The sequence below is a fragment of the Bifidobacterium sp. UTBIF-78 genome, from assembly GCF_006408945.1.
Classification (GTDB): Bacteria; Actinomycetota; Actinomycetes; order Actinomycetales; family Bifidobacteriaceae; genus Bifidobacterium; species Bifidobacterium myosotis.
Window position 1 is genome coordinate 1 of sequence record NZ_JFAO01000061.1, and the last position, 17,081, is coordinate 17,081.

General features: G+C 60.2%; 10 protein-coding genes and 1 pseudogene. 8 read left to right on the plus strand and 3 right to left on the minus strand.

Going from position 1 to position 17,081, the window contains the following annotated elements:
* The coding region (locus tag BG22_RS10130; RefSeq protein WP_140495271.1) for a LacI family DNA-binding transcriptional regulator at positions 1-698 on the minus strand (698 nt) is incomplete at its 3' end.
* A 170-nt stretch (positions 699-868) separates the two neighbouring features.
* On the opposite strand from BG22_RS10130, the gene BG22_RS10135 reads away from it, so the two are divergent.
* The 3 genes from BG22_RS10135 (at position 869) to trpD (ending at position 5,927) form a co-directional block, all read left to right on the plus strand.
* Positions 869-2,884, plus strand: a complete 2,016-nt coding sequence (locus tag BG22_RS10135) for a glycosyl hydrolase 115 family protein (protein ID WP_181163486.1) — start codon at positions 869-871, stop codon at positions 2,882-2,884.
* Positions 2,885-3,120: 236 nt separating this feature from the next.
* On the plus strand, positions 3,121-4,686 hold the full coding sequence (locus BG22_RS10140; protein ID WP_140495275.1) for an MFS transporter: 1,566 nt from the start codon (positions 3,121-3,123) through the stop codon (positions 4,684-4,686).
* A gap of 194 nt (positions 4,687-4,880) precedes the next feature.
* Positions 4,881-5,927, plus strand: a complete 1,047-nt coding sequence (gene trpD / locus BG22_RS10145) for an anthranilate phosphoribosyltransferase (RefSeq protein WP_140495277.1) — start codon at positions 4,881-4,883, stop codon at positions 5,925-5,927.
* Between the two features lie 114 nt (positions 5,928-6,041).
* On the opposite strand, the gene BG22_RS10150 is transcribed toward trpD, so the two are convergent.
* Both BG22_RS10150 and BG22_RS11550 read right to left on the minus strand, forming a co-directional pair.
* Entirely contained in the window at positions 6,042-8,138 is a 2,097-nt protein-coding gene (locus tag BG22_RS10150) for an extracellular solute-binding protein (protein WP_258186339.1), read from the minus strand.
* A 24-nt stretch (positions 8,139-8,162) separates the two neighbouring features.
* Positions 8,163-8,318, minus strand: a pseudogene (locus tag BG22_RS11550) (LacI family DNA-binding transcriptional regulator); the annotation flags it as partial.
* 209 nt (positions 8,319-8,527) lie between these two features.
* Here BG22_RS11550 and BG22_RS10155 point away from each other — a divergent pair.
* The 5 genes from BG22_RS10155 to BG22_RS10175 all read left to right on the plus strand — a co-directional run.
* Positions 8,528-10,084, plus strand: coding sequence for an MFS transporter (locus tag BG22_RS10155; RefSeq protein ID WP_181163487.1), 1,557 nt, complete (start codon positions 8,528-8,530; stop codon positions 10,082-10,084).
* 128 nt (positions 10,085-10,212) lie between these two features.
* Positions 10,213-13,836: a glycosyl hydrolase 115 family protein gene (locus BG22_RS10160; RefSeq protein WP_140495283.1), complete on the plus strand. Its 3,624-nt coding sequence runs from the start codon at positions 10,213-10,215 to the stop codon at positions 13,834-13,836.
* Positions 13,837-14,084: 248 nt separating this feature from the next.
* Positions 14,085-15,017, plus strand: a complete 933-nt coding sequence (locus BG22_RS10165; RefSeq protein ID WP_219846949.1) for a carbohydrate ABC transporter permease — start codon at positions 14,085-14,087, stop codon at positions 15,015-15,017.
* Positions 15,010-15,993, plus strand: a complete 984-nt coding sequence (locus BG22_RS10170; protein ID WP_258186340.1) for a carbohydrate ABC transporter permease — start codon at positions 15,010-15,012, stop codon at positions 15,991-15,993. Before BG22_RS10165 ends, BG22_RS10170 begins: the two co-directional genes overlap by 8 nt.
* Before the next feature lie 114 nt (positions 15,994-16,107).
* Positions 16,108-17,081: ABC transporter substrate-binding protein (locus BG22_RS10175; protein WP_140495287.1), on the plus strand; the 974-nt coding region annotated here is incomplete at its 3' end.

The following is a 17,081-nucleotide window of genomic DNA, read 5'->3' on the forward strand; positions in this document are numbered from 1 at the left end:
ATAAGATATTGCTCTACGGCTTTCACTCCGCCGGAGAGGTTTGGTTCGCATTCCCTCACCACGCGGTAGGTCATATCGTAACGGAACGCTGAGGCGCGTATGCAACGTCGACGGTATTCGTTCGACCATGAGCTCACGGGACCGGCGAGATAGGTGATCGACGAATGACCGGAGGATTTCAGCGCGTGCACCGCGTCGTCGATGGCCCCGGCCACATCCACGGTCACACTCGCCAATCCCGGAATCGTGCGGTTGATGAGCACGACCGGTTTGACCAGTGTGATGCGACGGATATCCGGTTCGCTCAGGCGCGAGGAGATGAGCGCCACGCCGTCCACGTTGCGCATCACATAGGACATGGCCTTGCGCTCGACGGCAGGTTTCTCATTGGTGTCCAGGGTGATCAGGCCGTAGCCCTTCGATTCCAGATGTTCCTGCAGCGCATTGACCGTGGTGGCGTACAAGGGATTGGCCAGCGTGGGAACGATAGCCGCCATCATGCCGGTGGCCGGTAGGGGAGTGTCGCCGTCGTCGGCGGTGTCCGGTGTGAGGTAGCCGAGTTGCTCGGCCACCCGGCGAATGCGGAATTCGGTCTTAGCCGAGATTCGCCCCGGCTGACTGAGCGCCCGCGAGACGGTGGACGGGCTTACTCCGGCCTCGCGCGCGATGTCATAGATGGTGGTTTTGCCTTTGCCCATATGCTGTCTCCCCGCTCTTGTCGAAGACGATGCGCAACATTATGGCAACCTTTGGCAACAAGCGCAACGTGCGTTCCAGGATGAACGAACATGGTTCCTGTCAGCGGTTCGGGCGCGTGGAAGCGCACCGGAACGTACGAAAGCAACAGACAAGTTCACTTGGAGGAACCATGTCTATTTCCATCACATCCGCGTCCAGGGTGACGGGGGCGACGCCGTCCAAGGCAGTGGCGTTCGCGGTCGAGGACATCGAGCGTGACCTGAAAGCCACGATCTCGCCGTCCGACCAGCCCGGAGCGGACATCGTGCTCGTCGATGGCGCACACAACCCCGAGACCTGGGAGGTGCGCGTCGCCGACGGCAACCTCGAAATCCACGCAGGCGACGACTTCGGTTTCATCTACGGCCTGTACGCCGTCAGCCGCGAGGTCCTCGGCGTCAAGGACTTCTGGTTCTGGAACGATCAGCGGTTCGAGCCGGTGCCGAGCATCGAGTTGGCCGACGACTTCGCGCTCGCGTCCAAGCCCACCGCCGTCAAGTACAAGGGCTTCTTCATCAACGATGAGGTGCTGCTCGAGGACTGGAAGGTCGACAACGACCTCGACAAGACCTGGCGTCTTGCCTTCGAAACCGTATACCGTCTGGGCGGCAACATGGTCATCCCCGGTTCCGGCCAGCGCGGTGAACCGCATTTGAAGCTCGCGCAGGACATGGGCTTCTACATCAATCAGCACCACGCGTGTCCGCTTGGTGCGCGCATGTTCGCGGCCGCCTACCCGGGCGTGCAGCCCAAGTGGCCCGAGGAGGAGCCGCGTTTCGAGGCGCTGTGGCGTGAGGCCATCGAGGCCCAGAAGGGCAAGCGCACTGTGTGGACGCTCGGCTTCCGTGGCCAGGGCGACCAGCCGTTCTGGAACTTCGACCCGCGTTACGCCACCGACGAAGCCCGTGGCAAGCTGCTATCCGAGATCATCCAGAAGCAGTACGACATGGTGCAGGAGGCTGACCCCGGCGCCCAGTGCTGCATCTACCTGTACGGCGAGGCCATGGAGCTCTACCGCGCGGGCGTGCTGACCTACCCCAAGCAGGTCGCCAAGATCTGGGCCGACAACGGATTCGGCCGCATGGTCTCCCGCCGTCAGGAGAACAACAACCCGCGTGTGCCCGCCATGCCGACGAACGACGGCGACAACGGCATCTACTACCACGCCAGCTTCTACGATCTGCAGGCCGCCAACCACACCACCGACATCACCAACGACCCGCGCCTGGTGGCTGGCGAGCTTGAACAGGTGATCGAGCACGGTGGCGCTGACGTGTGGATCGTCAACGCCTCCAACATCAAGCCCCACGTCTACTTCCTCAACTTCATTGCTGCGATCTGGCGCGACGGCAAAATCGACTTCGAGCAGGTCGCCAAGCGCTACATCGCCGACTACTACGGCGAGGACAACGTGGACGCCGTGTTCGACCTGTACGAGGAATACTGGAAGTCGGCCGTGCAGTATGGCCCGAACTGGGATGACCACGCCGGCGAGCAGTACTTCAACCATGTGCCGCGCATGCTCATCACCCAGTGGCTCAAGGACCGCAACGCCCCGGCGCAGGACCTTCGCTGGATGCACGAGGCCGACACACTCAAGGAACAGATCACGTTCTACCGCGACCTGATCGAGCCGGCCGTCAAGCGTTACGCCGACCTCGCCGACAAGGTCGAGTTGGCCGCCATCTCCGCCGAGTTGCGCGGTGAGGAGGAAGCCGCCGAGCTCATCCGCGACTCCATCGGCGTCGAGGCCGGCATCTATGAGCACTCCGTGGCCGCGTCCGTGCATGTGTGCGACGCCCTGCTTGCCGGCTACGACGAGGACTGGCAGCACGCCTTCTACGACGCGGGTCTGGCCGCCGAGGAGTTCACCGCGGGCGATCGTGCGATGCGCGACCGCGAACACGGCAAGTGGGCCGGCTTCTGGCGTAACGACTGCCTCACAGACATCAAGCAGTCCGCATGGGTCGCCGAACAGCTCATGGGCTACCTGCGCTGCGTGGGCGACGGTCCGCACTACTTCCAGTGGCTGCGCGATTTCTGCTACCCCGAGTGGGAAAAGGACGTGTTCGTGATCATGAACATGGAGAACCACCCTACCGACCGCGAGATCTTCAAGGCCATGAAGGCCAAGTGGCAGAAGTAGCTGTTATTGGCTCCCTCTGACGAGGAGGCCTCCCTCGGAGCGGGTGGGGGAGAGATCCAGACGAAAATACCTTCGAGTTCCCTCCCCCGGTCTCACTGTGTTCGACAGCTCCCTCATCAGAGGGAGCCCAGAGAAGAGAATTCGCGGATTTCAGGGTGCCTCCTGAATCCTGCGAGAAAAAAGAAAAAACCTGTAGCGGGGTGCCTCCCGCATACAGGAATGGAAAGGATGCTGCAATGACACAGCAGGCAACCACCTCTCAGGCTAGCGCGCCTAAGGGACGCAAGATCACGCTGCTGAACGCGGTTGGTTATGCGTTCGGTGACTTCTATGGCGGCGGCTTCGGCCAGATCGCCACCTACCTGACGTTGTTCTGGACCACGTTCGCCGGCCTCAAGGTCGCGCAGGCAGGTTCCATCGTCGGTATCGCGACGATGCTCGCCGCGTTCTCCGCCCTGGTGTTCGGCACATTGTCCGATAGCCTGTACAAGTACAAGATCGGCCGCAAGTTTGGCCGTCGTCGTTTCCTGATCCTCCTCGGTGTGCCGCTGTTGCTGGTCACCATTCTCATGTTCGTGCCGGGCATGCCATTCTGGGCCTACTTCGTGGTGTACGCGCTGTGGATCATCGCCAACCAGCTGATCATGACCCCGTACTCGGTGCTCCCGAATGAGATGACCACCGATTTCAACGGTCGTACCATGCTGTCGACGACGCGTATGCTGTTCTCCGGCATCTCCACTGCGGTGGTGCCGCTCGGTATGGCAGCCTTCCTCAAGGCCCTCGGCGACAAGCAGAGCTCGTCTTACACGATTTCCATGGGCTGCTTCATCGCGCTGTTCGCGGTGTGCGTGTTCATCGCGTACAAGTCCACATGGGAGCTGACCCCAGAGGAAGCAGGTTTTGACGAGGCCGCGATCGAAGCCCAGAAGAAGGAGGCGTTCGACTTTGGCAAGTGGCTCAAGGGTGTGGGCGACATCTTCGTCGGCTACTTCTCCACGCTGCGCAACAAGACGTTCCGCAAGCATATCCTGATTTATCTGCTGGGTCAGTCGTTCCTCGACATCTTCGGCCAGGTGTGGCTGTTCTTCGTGCTGTACAACCTCAACAAGCCGGTCGCGTTTGGTTCCGCCCTGCTGGGCATGGCCCTGATCGGCGAGCCCCTCAAGCCCGTCTTCGGCTGGCTCTTCGCCAAGCTCGGCCCACGCAAGATGTTCTCCCTGAACTTCGCGGGCGCAATCATCGGTCTGCTGGGCCTGTGGGGTCTGTGGCAGACCGCCGCTCAGAACGAAACGGCCGCATGGAACGCCATGCTGTACGTGGTGATGGTCTGGTGGCTGATTTTCCGCGCCATGACTTGGTTCATCCCGTGGAACGTATTCCCGTTCATCCCGGATGTGGACATGATCATGGCCGGTGAGAACCGTGGCGGCCTGTACATCGGCTTCCAGCAGTTCGCTCGTAAGATCACGGCCGGACTGTCCGCGATGGCATGGGGCTGGTTCCTGGGGGCGAACGGGTTCGTGGAGGACGCGTTCAAGGCCGGCAAGCCGCAACCCGATCAGGCGGTCAACGCGATCGGCACGGTGCTAGTGTGGTGGATCATCGCGGGTCTGGCGATTGCATGGATCATCTCGTTTACGTTGAAGCTGGACAAGAAGACCGATGCGGTGCTTTTGAAGGAGATTGACCGTCTCCAGAACGGTGGCAAGAAAGCCGACGTCGATCCGGAGACCAAGAAGGTTGTCGAGCAGCTCACCGGCGTCAAGTACGAGAAGTGCTGGCCGCAGACCGCCGAGTGATGCGGTGAGTCTGACTAGCGACTGCTATTGCTAACCAGCCGGTTGCAGATGGCTAATGAGTGATTGGCTCCCCGCATTGAGCGGGGAGCCTTTCGCGTTCTGCAATATGAAAGAACCTGTCGGAGACGCAATATATGCCCATTACAATTGGCCGCGTCACTGATTATCGGGCGCGAGTGCGCCAAGGAGGAACAATGGCCGAGATCACATGGAAGTCGATTCTCACCAAGCTGGTCGGGGGAGACCACCTGAGCGCCGAGGAATCCGAATGGTTCGTCGATGATCTGATGAAGGGCAACGCCAATCCCGCCGCCGTGGGTGCCGCGCTCGCCCTCCAGCAGCAACTGGGACTGACGGCCGAGGAGGTGTCCGGCGCGGCCAAGGCCATGGTGTCGCACGCCGTGCCGCTCAACGTCTCCGGTGAGACCACCGACATCGTGGGTACCGGTGGTGACGGCTTTGCCACGGTGAACCTGTCCACGATGGGCTCGGTGGCCGCCGCGGCCGCGGGCGTGAAGATCGTCAAGCATGGCAATCGCGCAGCCTCCTCGAAGTGCGGTGCCGCCGACGTGCTCGAAGCGCTCGGCCTGCCGCTGGACCTGAAGCCCGAGGCGGTCGGCGAGGTCGGCGACGAGGTGGGCATCACCTTCGCGTTCGCCCGCACCTTCCACCCGGCCATGCGCTTCGTCGGCCCGATCCGCGCCGCGCTCGGCATCCCGTGCGTGTTCAACGTGCTGGGCCCGCTGACCAACCCGGCCAAGCCCGCCCATGTGGCCATCGGCTGCGCCAAGCGCGAGATGAGCCCGATTATGGCCGCCGTATACGCCGCCAACGGCCAGTCCGGCATGGTCTACACTTCGCATGAGGGCATGGACGAGCTCGCCCCCACCGGCCCGGTCTCCGTGTGGGAGATCCGCGACGGCAAGGTGACCGAGACCGAATTCGACCCGACCGTGGAGCTCGGCCTCGCCAAGATCGATGTCACCGATCTCAAGGGCGGCGAGCCCGAGGTCAACGCTGCCGCCTTCCGTGATTTCGTGGCCGGCAAGGACATCCCGGCCCGCACCACCGCACTGCTCAACGCGGCCTCCGCCATCGTGGCCGACGGTCATCTGGTGGGCGAGGGTACGCTGGGCGAGCGCTTCCGCGAAGCTTACAAGCTGGCCGAAGAGGCCGTGGACTCCGGCAAGGCCCAGGCCCTGCTCGACAAGTGGGTCGCCGTCGCCAAGTCCAAGGCGTGATGTGCGTCCGCTCTTCGTCGGGTGCCTCATAGAGGGCCCTGACGAAGAGCGCATATGAGAAGGTCACCTCTATTAGGTGGCCTTCTCTTGATTAGAAGGCTCGCTGGTGGGCCATCATTCTTCCGACACGGTATATCCATGATCCACCGCGTACTGCGCCAGACTGTGTTGCAAATCCAGAAGACGCGTGGGGGAATCCCCTCCGGGCACCAATGATGGGGCGACGATGAATCGGAAATCGGTGTCCAGCCGGGTCATGATCGGCAACGACTCCCATTTGTCGGGCACGGTCTCCAACGCATCCGCGAGAATATGCTGAACATTCTGGCCATAGAACGGGTCGACATCCTCGTTGCGCTTCATAGCGTCAAGGAAGGGGACTGCGGCAGAGACGCTTCCCCTGGTCCTGAGACGAACCGCGTCAGCGCTGGCTTGGAACCAATGGGCGAACGCGAGCGCGGGGGCCTGTTTCTCTCGGGGGATGCGGTTGCTGACCGCGATTAGGGATCCTCCGATGTTTGCCGTGCGCCGTCCCTTCCCCTCAAAGGTCGGGGCGAGAGCGATACGCCATTTGCCGGTGTCGTGGCGATATGTGGAGGCCAACATGCGCGCCTGCCAGTTTGCGTGCACGATGGTCGCGAAACGGCCGTCACTGATGTCCGGAACGTACGTGTAGTTTCGGGCGAGTATCTGGGCGTCGCAATGCAGCACGTGGTCATCGATGCACTGCTGTATGAATCGTGCGGTTTCCTGCACCTGTGGCGTGCCGAAATGGAAGTTGATGGTGTTGTGTTTGGCATCGGTCCTCCAAAGACGGGCGCCGCTCATACGGTAAAACGTGCCATAGGGGGCGGAGGTGGAAATGTCCAGCAGACCCATCGTCGTGGATGGGTCAAGATCATGCAGCCGTACGCCGATGTCGTGGTACTCCTGCCAAGTGGTGGGGATGCGCAGGCCGTGGCGTTCGAAGATGTCACGTCGATAGAACATCACGATCTGCGAAAGATCTCCTGGTATGCCATACAGGCCTCCCGCGTAGTGCACGTCCTGCCAAGCCTGATTGGCGAAATCCCTGCTCCAGCTGCGTTCGATGGTGTTGTTGCGGAAATTGAGCAGCAGATCGTTGGCGGCGAACTGCGGCAGGTACTGGTATTGGATGTTGATGAGATCGGGGATGTTGTGGTTATCCCGCACGTATTCGATGTATCGGTGCATGGTCTCGGTTTGTGAGCCGCCTTCGACTGGTGTGATGCGGATGGTCGGATATTGGCGCATGAATTCGTCGATGCGGGGAAGCGCCTCAATCGTGGAGCTTGAGAGCAGCGTGAGATCCGTGACACTGGTGGTGTCGGTAAGCGCCAAGCTGATGCGTTTCCGGCTCAGTGGCGCGTTCTTGCGTTTGAGACTGGGACGAAGCAGGAACGTGGCGTTGGAACGAATGTGCTGATGGCTGGCATGCTCGGGATCGCGCAATATCGATCCCAGCAATGCCACCAGTTGTTGGGCGGCATACTCCGGGGTCGCACGAATGGACGCCAGCGGCGGAATTCCGCAAGACGCCAACGGTGAATCGTCGAATGATATGACGGACACGTCATCCGGGATTCGTGTGCCGTTCTGGTTGGCCTGTGCGATGAACGAGAGGGCGAGGGTGTCGCTTCCAGCGAATACTGCGTCCGGACCATCGGCCATCACCTTGCGATAGAGATCCGCATATTCCTCATTGGCGCCTTGCGCGTTGACCGTGACGAAGCGCATGGAATCATAGCGCGCCGTTGCCGTGCCTATCCATTGTCTACGTCGCTGTGCAATCCATTGATCGGCATTGGAACATACGTAGACGATGCGACGATGATTCATATCGTGCAGCATGCCGACGGCGTCGTTGACCGCCATCTGCGCATCCGTTTCCACCCCGGCCGTTGCGGAGACGGGACGATTGTAGGTGACCATCGGCCTGGAACCGGCCCATCGCGCGATGCGGGTCTCGGATTGCATCGGATTGAGCAGCACCATGCCGTCATACAGTCCTAGATTCGATTCGATGAGTATGCGTTCGCGTACGGTATCGGCCGCTGCGTCGAATATCGCCGATGAAAGGTTCTGTCGGTCGAGGATTCGCATCATATACCGTATGAGCGGCAGCAGGGATGGGTCGGCAAGGTCCGAGGCGATGACGGCCAGACGATGGGTGCCGGTGATGGTCGGCATCCGGCCCGCTCCATATCCGAGTTGCTCGGCGGCTTGCCGCACCTTCATTTCGGTGGCTATGGAGATGCGTCCAGGTTTGGATAAGGCCCTGGAAGCCGTTGCCGTCGTTACGCCGGCCAAATCCGCCACGTCGGCAAGCGTCACGCGTTTGGTTCGATTCGGTTCCCGGGGAATGGTCATGGCAATATTGTCCCTTATTTTGGTAAAACATGGTAATCCATGTTCGCCGTCCGTTCAAGTCTTGATATAACGATGCCAACCGGCCGATGAAGACTCCAGATGCCAAGGACATTGTGGTCACCGAACGCAATCCACGGGCTCGTAAACCGGGTCGGCTCAACCAAATGACGGACGCGGTTCGTCACATAAGTGAGAAGAAAGGAACGGCGATGTCTCAAACGAACGAGAACGTCGTGCAAACACCAACCAAGCCCGGAAAGAAAGTGAAGCTGGGCAATGCCATCGGCTTCGCTTTGGGTGATTTCTATGGCGGCGGCTTCGGCCAGCTCGCGGTGTTCCTGCCCGTGTTCTGGACCAAGTTTGCCGGATTGGAGATCGATCAGACGCAGAACATCGTCGGCATTGCCACCATGGTCTCTGCATTCGCGGCTCTTGTCGTCGGTGCACTGTCCGACAACCTGTACCGATACAAGTTCGGTCGCAAGTTCGGTCGTCGCCGCTTCTTCCTGATTGCCGGCATCCCCGTGCTGTTGGTCACCATGCTCATGTGGATTCCTGGACTGCCGCTGTGGCTCTACTTCGTCGTTTATGCCCTGTGGATTATCGCCAACCAGATGATCATGACCCCATACTCCGCATTGCCTACCGAGATGACCACGGACTTCAACGGACGTACCATGCTGTCCACCACCCGTATGCTCTTCTCCGGCATCTCCAACGCTGCGATCCCCGGCGGTGCGGCCATCATCCTCAGTGCGTTGGGCGAAGACCACGCCTACTCCTATCAGGTGGCCATGCTCACCTTCATGGTGATCTTCTGCATCTGCCTGTTTGCCGCATGGAAGTCCACCTGGGAATATACCCCGGAAGAGGCCGGCATCGACGTCGCCGCTATTGACGCCGAGGCCAAGAAGCCGTTCGACTTCGGCGAGTGGCTCAAGGGCGTTGGCCAGCTGTTTGCTGACTTCTTCACCACTTTGCGCATTTCCTCCTTCCGCAAGCATGTTCTGATCTACCTGCTTGGCCAGTCCTTCCTGGATATCTTCGGTCAGACTTGGCTGTTCTTCGTGCTCTACGACCTGAACAAGCCGGCGGCATTCGCCTCCGCCCTGCTGTCCCTGTCCATCATCGGTGAGCCGCTCAAGCCGGTTTACGGTTGGCTGTTCGCCAAGCTTGGACCGCGCAAGCTGTTCTCCATCGACTTCGGCGGTGCCATCTTGGGTCTGCTTGGCCTGCTCTTCCTGTGGAAGAGCCAGGGCACTCTCGACCCGTCCATCTGGAACGTGCTGGTGTACGTCATCACAATCTGGTGGCTGATCTTCCGCTCCCTGACTTGGTTCATCCCGTGGAACGTGTTCCCGTTCATTCCGGATGTCGATGAGCTGGTCACCGGTAAGAACCGCACCGGCGTGTTCGTTGGTTTCCAGCTGTTCCTGCGTAAGCTGACCGCCGGTTTCGCAGCCTCCGCCATCGGCGTGTACTTGGCTACCACCGGTTTCGTCAAGGATGCCGATACCCAGCCCGTCGCCGCCCAGAACGGCATCGCAATGGTCATGATCGGATGGGTCATCGCCGGCCTCGCCATCGCATGGATCATCTCCCTGACCCTGCCGTTGAGCAAGAAGACGCACGGTATCCTCGTCGCCGAGATCGAGCGTCTCAAGGCCGGAGGTAAGAAGGCCGACGTCGATCCCACGGTCAAGAAGGTGTGCGAACAGCTCACCGGCGTCAAGTACGAGAAGTGCTGGCCTGAAACCGCGGAATAGCATGAACGCCGTATCGGTACGGCGAATCTGAGTACAAGGGGCGTGTCCGATAAGAATTCGTCATCGTTCGGCATGCCCCTTTTCTGGTTCATTCCATTGATTGATTCAGTGTTAGAAAGGGGCGTACTATGCACATCAAGGATTATGTGAACACCGGAGAAGACGGCGTTGTCATCGCCCGTCGTGGGGAACGTGCCGCTGTGGCCGTCTCGGCCAATGAGACCGAAGCGGTCGGTATGGCGGTCGCCGATCTGATTCGTGATCTTGCCTCCGTCAGCGGCGCCGAGCTGAACACCACTGCCAATGCTGCCGAAGCCAATCTGGTGATTGGCACCATCGGCACCAGCGAAATCATCGATGACGCAATCGAGCAAGGATTGCTCGACATCGAAGAGCTCAAGGACGAACACGGCGAATGGCGGTGGGAGTCCTACACATTGCAGACTGTGGATTCCAAGGTGTATATCGCGGGTGTTTCCCGTCGTGCCACCATTTATGGCATCTATGATTTGGTTGAAGCGGCCGGTGTTTCGCCTTGGTATTGGTGGGCTGACATTCCGGTTCGCCATGCTGATGCGATTGTTGTGAACCGTAACGCTAAGGTCTTTGAATGGCCCGCGGTGCAGTACCGTGGTGTGTTCATCAACGATGAGGAAGAATTCTACGATTGGGCGTGCACACACACCTCTGACGGCACCATCGGTCCCGAGACTTATCGTCATTTCTTTGAACTCGTGCTTCGCCTCAAGGGTAACTATGTATGGCCGGCCATGCATGTCGGCGCCTTCGGCGACGATCCTCGCAACGGCGACCTTGCCGAGCGGATGGGCATCGTGATCGGCACCACCCATTGCGATATGCTCATGCGTTCCAATCAGCATGAATGGGATCCGTGGGTCAAGGCACAGGGAGAGGAAGTCAAATACGACTACTCCATCGAAGGCCATAACCGCGAGAAGATTCAGCAGTACTGGCGCGAAGGAGTGCAACGCAACCATGATCACGAGGTCACCTGGACCGTCGGCATGCGAGGCATCCACGACACTGGCTTTGTGACTCGCGCCATCGACGGCGACATGCACCTGTCCGAAGAGCAGAAGCACCGTGCGCGTGTGGACCTGCTCGGCAAGGTGATTGCCGATCAGCGCCGGATTCTGCACGAGGAGCTGGGAGACCGCGCCGACAAGGACCTGCAGTTGTTCGTGCCGTACAAGGAGGTGCTGCCGCTGTACGACGACGGTCTCGAACTGCCGGACGACATCACCATTCTGTGGGCCAACGACAATTATGGGTACATGCGTCGTTTCCCCTCGCTCGCGGAGCGCAAGCGTAAGGGCGGCCATGGCCTGTATTATCATTCCTCCTACTGGGCTCCCACCGACAGCTACCTTGCGACATCCTCGACGCCGTTCACGCTGATGAAGAACGAATTGAAGAAGTCGTGGGACAACGGCATCCGCAAGATGTGGATCGACAACATCGGTGGGCTCAAGCCCATGGAACAGGAGATGGAGTATTTCCTGTACTTGGCGTGGAACGCTGGCACCGTCGAATACGATACCGACGTCAATGACTACACCGCCGCGTGGATCGACCGCAACTTCTCCGGTGGCATCGGACGCGAAGCCGCGGCTCTCTACACCCGTTACTATCAGCTCAACAATGAGCGTAAGCCGGAGAACCTCGAAGTCGGAGCTTTCTCGCAGACCGCCTATGGTGACGAATTCGGGCACCGCGTCGAAGAGCTGCACAAGCTGTACGATCAGGCCAACGCCCTATGGCTCTCGCTGCCGGAGAATGAGCGCGATGCCTTCTTCGAAACCTATTTGGTCAAGCTGCACTTCTCCTATCTGGTCAACGCGCAGTTCTACCATGCTGACCGTTCGCTGCTGGCCGAACACCAAGGGAAGACGGCTGCGCAGGATGAGCAGCTTGCGTTGTCCCGTCGTTTCGAACTCCAGAAGCGTGCGCTCATCGAGTACTACAACAAGCATCTCGCCGGCGGCAAGTGGGATCGCATGTTCACGCCGGACGACTTCCCGCCGCCCGCAACCGCCCTCAACCCGGCAGCCCGTCCCGCGCTGCACGCCGGCGAGGCCGGACTCGGCGTCACGGTATGGGGAGCGCAGGTCCCCGGCGACGATGTGCTGGACTTCTGGCCGGATGGCGTTGCCGACAAGTGGATTGAGGTGTTCTCCACAGGCCGTGCCGGTCTTGCATACGAGGCTGTGGCCAATCAACCGTGGATTCACCTTGGCAACGCTCGGGGAACACTCTCCAGCGAGGTGCGCATCGGTGTGAACGTTGACGCGAATGAAGTCGCCGCCGGCAGCGCCGGTACTGTGACCGTTCGTGTTCCCGCCACTGGCCAGTCACGTACTATCTCGGTCAACGTCATCGCCGCCGCACGTCCCTCTTCGGACTTCGACGGCAGTGTGGAAGCCGACGGCTACGTATCCATCGATCCATCGCGCCCCGACGAACGTCAGGACGGCGAACGCTCGCATTGGCAGTATGTGGAGCATCTTGGTCGATTCGGCAATGCGGTGCTCGAGGCGAACTCTGGCATCGAGGCGACTTCCGCTGACCCGAAGACCGATCCGGCATATGTGGGATACCGTTTCTGGCTCACCGAAGCCGCAGTCCCGCAGCTGGAGCTGCATCGCGTGCCTTCGCTGGACTCCACCGGACAGATTCGCGTGGGTGTGTCCGTGGATGGTTCGCCAATCGTCGAACTCGGCACCGAAACCGTCGACGAGCACATCGGCGACTGGGAGAACAGCAAGCTCGACAATATCGACCGAGTCCGCACGTTCCTGCCGCATCTGTCTGCCGGCGCCCATGTGCTGCGCCTGTATGTGATTGACAGCTACGCCGCATACGACAAAATCGTGCTGTACACCACCGAACGCAAGGCCAGCAACCTTGGCCCCGACTTCAGCTATCACACTGGACGCGGACACGTCCAGTCGAAGATAACTGTTCCGGCACCGAATGCCGCCGCCGAGCTGGATAGGGATTTGTGCGACTTCTACCATCTGGAAGCCGAGCAGGTGCCTCTGCCGCGCGTGGGCGTGATCGGCAAGCACTACTGGGACACCGACACCACGTTCAAGCGTTTCACCGTGCGCACGCAGAAGGCTCTGGGTGCCGCGCGCTACCCGGTGGCCACTACAGACGGCAAGGATTTGTTGGATTACGTGCCCGCCGAGTCTCCGCGAGAACATGATGGCGTACTTGCCTTTGAGGCGGAGACCGCATTGTTGAACAGCGAGGCGGCATGGACCACGCCATCCCTTGATGGCAAGGGCGAATGGCGGCATGTGCAGTCGGAAACCGATGGCGGCACTGGTCTGGCCATGCGCTCCGAGCCCGCGGGCCTGGAGTGGGATGCCGTCAGCTGGAAGGCGGACGAAGCGCCGCGCATCAGTTACCGAGTCAACATCTCCACACCGGGAACCTACCGCGTGTGGTTGTACGCCGAGGTGGACAGCAAGTTCCAGGACATGGTCTGGCTGTCCGTGGACGGCAAGGTTCAGCCGGCGGCCGAGCACAGCTCCGGTCGGGGGCTATGGGCGTTCGGTCTGCGCTATATCTGGCATTGGACCGAATTGAGCAGCGTCGATTTGACGGTGGGGACGCATGAAATCGCCTTCCTCGCCGGCAATGGCGGCGTACGCATCGACCGCGTCTACATGACCCAAGGCGAGGAGGAACCGCCGCTGGATGCACAGTGGAGCGTAACCGTCTGAACATTGGATTGACCGGTCGCCGGCAGTTCGATTAAGGAGTCTTATTGTCGGAATCCTCGGCGTCGGCGTCCGGTCGATTTGGCAACAATGGCAACAAATGGCAACGTAGGATCACAGGCCGTTATCGTGGCATTAACGCGGTAACGGCCTGAGCCGCCTCAACACAGCTCATGGAACGCCAAGGCAGGCGGGGCCGCGCGGGTTGGGCTGACATAGGGCAGCCGATGTGGATAAGAAGGAGAGACACGGTGAGTTCGTTTACGGAATTCGGATCGCTGGTCAAAAACCGGCACAAGCCGAAAGACAAGCCGACCGACACCAAGGTGGCGTTGGGGTTCCTGGCTCCGTGGCTGATCGGCGCGGTGTTCCTGAGCCTTATTCCGATGCTGTACTCGCTGGGGATTTCGTTCACCAAATACAACATGATCAAGCCGCCGCAGTTCGTGGGTCTCATGAACTACCGGCATATGCTCGCCGATCCGCGATTTGTCAGCTCATTGCAGGTGACCCTCACCTATGTGATCGTCTCCGTGCCTCTGCAGCTCATCGCCGCATTGGCGCTTGCCGTGCTGCTTGATCGCGGCATGAGGGGGCTCGCCTTCTACCGCTCCGCGTTCTACCTGCCGTCGATGCTTGGCGGATCAGTGGCCGTGGCGGTGCTCTGGAAGATGGTATTCGGTGCGGACGGCCTGTTCAACGCGTTCCTCGGCATCTTCGGCATAGACACGTCGATGTCTTGGATCGCAAACCCGGACACGGCCAACTGGACGCTTATGGCGTTGCACGTCTGGCAGTTCGGCTCGCCAATGGTCATCTTCCTTGCTGGTTTGCGTCAGATTCCGCGTGAGCTGTATGAGGCGGCCAGCGTGGACGGTGCCGGAAAATGGCGTCAGTTCCGCTCGATCACCCTGCCGATGCTCTCGCCGATCATCTTCTTCAATCTTGTGATGAGCGTGATCAACTCCTTCCAGACGTTCACGCAGGCCTACGTGGTCTCCGGCGGCACCGGTGGCCCGTCCGACTCCACGCTGTTCTACACGCTGTACCTCTACCAGCAGGGCTTCGCCTCGCTGCGCATGGGGTACGCCTCCGCTCTGGCATGGATCATGGTGCTGATCGTGGCCTTGCTGACCGGAATCAATTTCGCTCTCTCGAAGTTCTGGGTGCATTACGATGACTGATGTTGCAACGATGAACGCCATGATTGGCTCCGGTGAAGCCGATAGGAACCACGCCGCTCACGAGCTGGGCACAGGCAATCGCGGCAATGCGGCCTATGCGGAGCTCGGCTCCGGCGCGGGCATGCGTCCGAACCGCAGCCGCAGCATCGGCCGTGTGATTGTGGCCGTGGTCAAGCAGGTTGTGGTGCTGCTCGTGGCCATCCTCATGCTGTATCCGATTCTGTGGATGATCGCCAGCTCGCTGCGCCCGCAGGAGGAGATCTTCACGAATATGGGATTGGTGGTCACCAATCCGCTCTGGGAGAACTACGCGGCCGGATGGAACGCGCTCAGCCAGCCGTTCGGCCGTTACATCCTGAACTCGCTGATCATCGTCGTGTTCGCCATCATCGGCAACATCCTCACCTGTTCGATGGCCGCCTACGCTTTCGCTCGACTGAACTTCCGGTTCCGCGGCGTGTTGTTCGGATTCATGCTGCTCATGCTCATGATTCCGATTCATGTGATCGTGATCCCGCAGTACATCATGTGGAACTCGTTGCACATGATCAACACGTTCGTGCCGCTGATCGTGCCGAAGTTCCTCGCCATGGACGGCTTCTTCACCTTCCTGTTCTATCAGTTCCTGCGAGGACTGCCGCGCGACCTCGACGAGGCGGCCAAGCTGGACGGCGCCGGTCATGTGCGCATCTTCTTCCAGATTCTGCTGCCGCTGATGAAGCCGGCCATCGGCACCTGCGCGGTCTTCACCTTCATCTGGACGTGGAACGACTTCTTCAGCCAGTTGCTGTATCTGACCAAGCCGGATATGTACACTGTGCCGATCGCGCTGCGCACGTTCATCGACTCGCAGTCCCAGTCGAGTTACGGACCGATGTTCGCGATGAGCGTGGTCTCGCTGATTCCGCTCTTCTTGGTGTTCACGTTCGGGCAGAAGTACTTGGTTCAGGGAATCGCCACCACCGGAGGGAAATGACATGGATGGAGCGTCATCCGCGTTGCCCCTCGGTCGACGTACCTTCGTATGCCTTCCCTCGGTGTGCCTTGATGCCGCACGCATCCATACCATTTCCAATCATGAAGGACAACAATGATGTTCAAGCGTTTGTGGAAGAAGTATCTGGCCGCAGTGATGGCGGCGATATCGTTGTGCGTCACGGCCGCGTGTGGCAGCTCGGTCGGCGCGTCCGATGTGCCGGTGGTGCCGGCGGATGGTGATGTGACCATCCGCCTGAGCTGGTGGGGCGGCGACGCCCGCGTCAAGGCCACCGAGGAAGCGGTCAAGGGATTCGAGCAGGAGCATCCCAACATCCACGTCGATATGGAATACTCCGACTGGACCGGCTATTGGGACAAGCTCGCCGTGCAGTCCGCCGGCGGCAACGCACCGGACGTCATGCAGATGGATCAGCTGTATCTGGCGTTCTACGGTTCGATGAACGCATTGCTGGACATGGACAAGGCCTCCGATTACCTGGATCTGGGCAATATGGACGCCGACACGCGCGACACCGGCAAGGTGGACGGTGTGCAGGTCGCCGCACCCGCCACAATCGCGCAGTACGGTGTGATCGTCAACAATGACATTCTCGACGAGCTCGGCATCAGCCTGCCCGATACTGACCATTGGACATGGGAGGAGTTCGAGCAGGTCGCGCAACAGGTCACCGAACGGTCCGGCGGCAAGTACATCGGCTCGATCTTCATGAACAACAGCTACGGCCTTGAACTGTGGGCTCGACAGCATGGGGAGAGCACCTTCGACGGCAACACCGTCAGCATTACGCCGGAAACCTTGGCGGCGTTCCTCCAGAAGCCGCGGGATTGGGCTAAAAGCGGCATCGAAGGCAGCGCCGAACGCTGGAGCGAGAACACCACCGCATCCATGAACGACACCGATTTCGGCAAGGGACGCCAAGCGTTCATGCTCACTCAGGCCACGCAGATTACGCCGTACGCCGAAGCGGCCGGCAACCCGCGTATGTCGCTGGTGCAGCTTCCGCAGGTCGAGCCCGGAGCCAGAACCATGTATCTCAAGAACGGCATGTACTGGTCGATTTCTTC

Excerpts from the sequence above, each read along its gene's own strand:
- BG22_RS10135 (WP_181163486.1), top strand. The coding sequence starts at position 869 with ATGTCTATTTCCATCACATCCGCGTCCAGGGTGACGGGGGCGACGCCG.
- BG22_RS10140 (WP_140495275.1), top strand. The coding sequence starts at position 3,121 with ATGACACAGCAGGCAACCACCTCTCAGGCTAGCGCGCCTAAGGGACGC.
- trpD (WP_140495277.1), top strand. The coding sequence starts at position 4,881 with ATGGCCGAGATCACATGGAAGTCGATTCTCACCAAGCTGGTCGGGGGA.
- BG22_RS10150 (WP_258186339.1), bottom strand. The coding sequence starts at position 8,138 with ATGCCGACCATCACCGGCACCCATCGTCTGGCCGTCATCGCCTCGGAC.
- BG22_RS10155 (WP_181163487.1), top strand. The coding sequence starts at position 8,528 with ATGTCTCAAACGAACGAGAACGTCGTGCAAACACCAACCAAGCCCGGA.
- BG22_RS10160 (WP_140495283.1), top strand. The coding sequence starts at position 10,213 with ATGCACATCAAGGATTATGTGAACACCGGAGAAGACGGCGTTGTCATC.
- BG22_RS10170 (WP_258186340.1), top strand. The coding sequence starts at position 15,010 with ATGACTGATGTTGCAACGATGAACGCCATGATTGGCTCCGGTGAAGCC.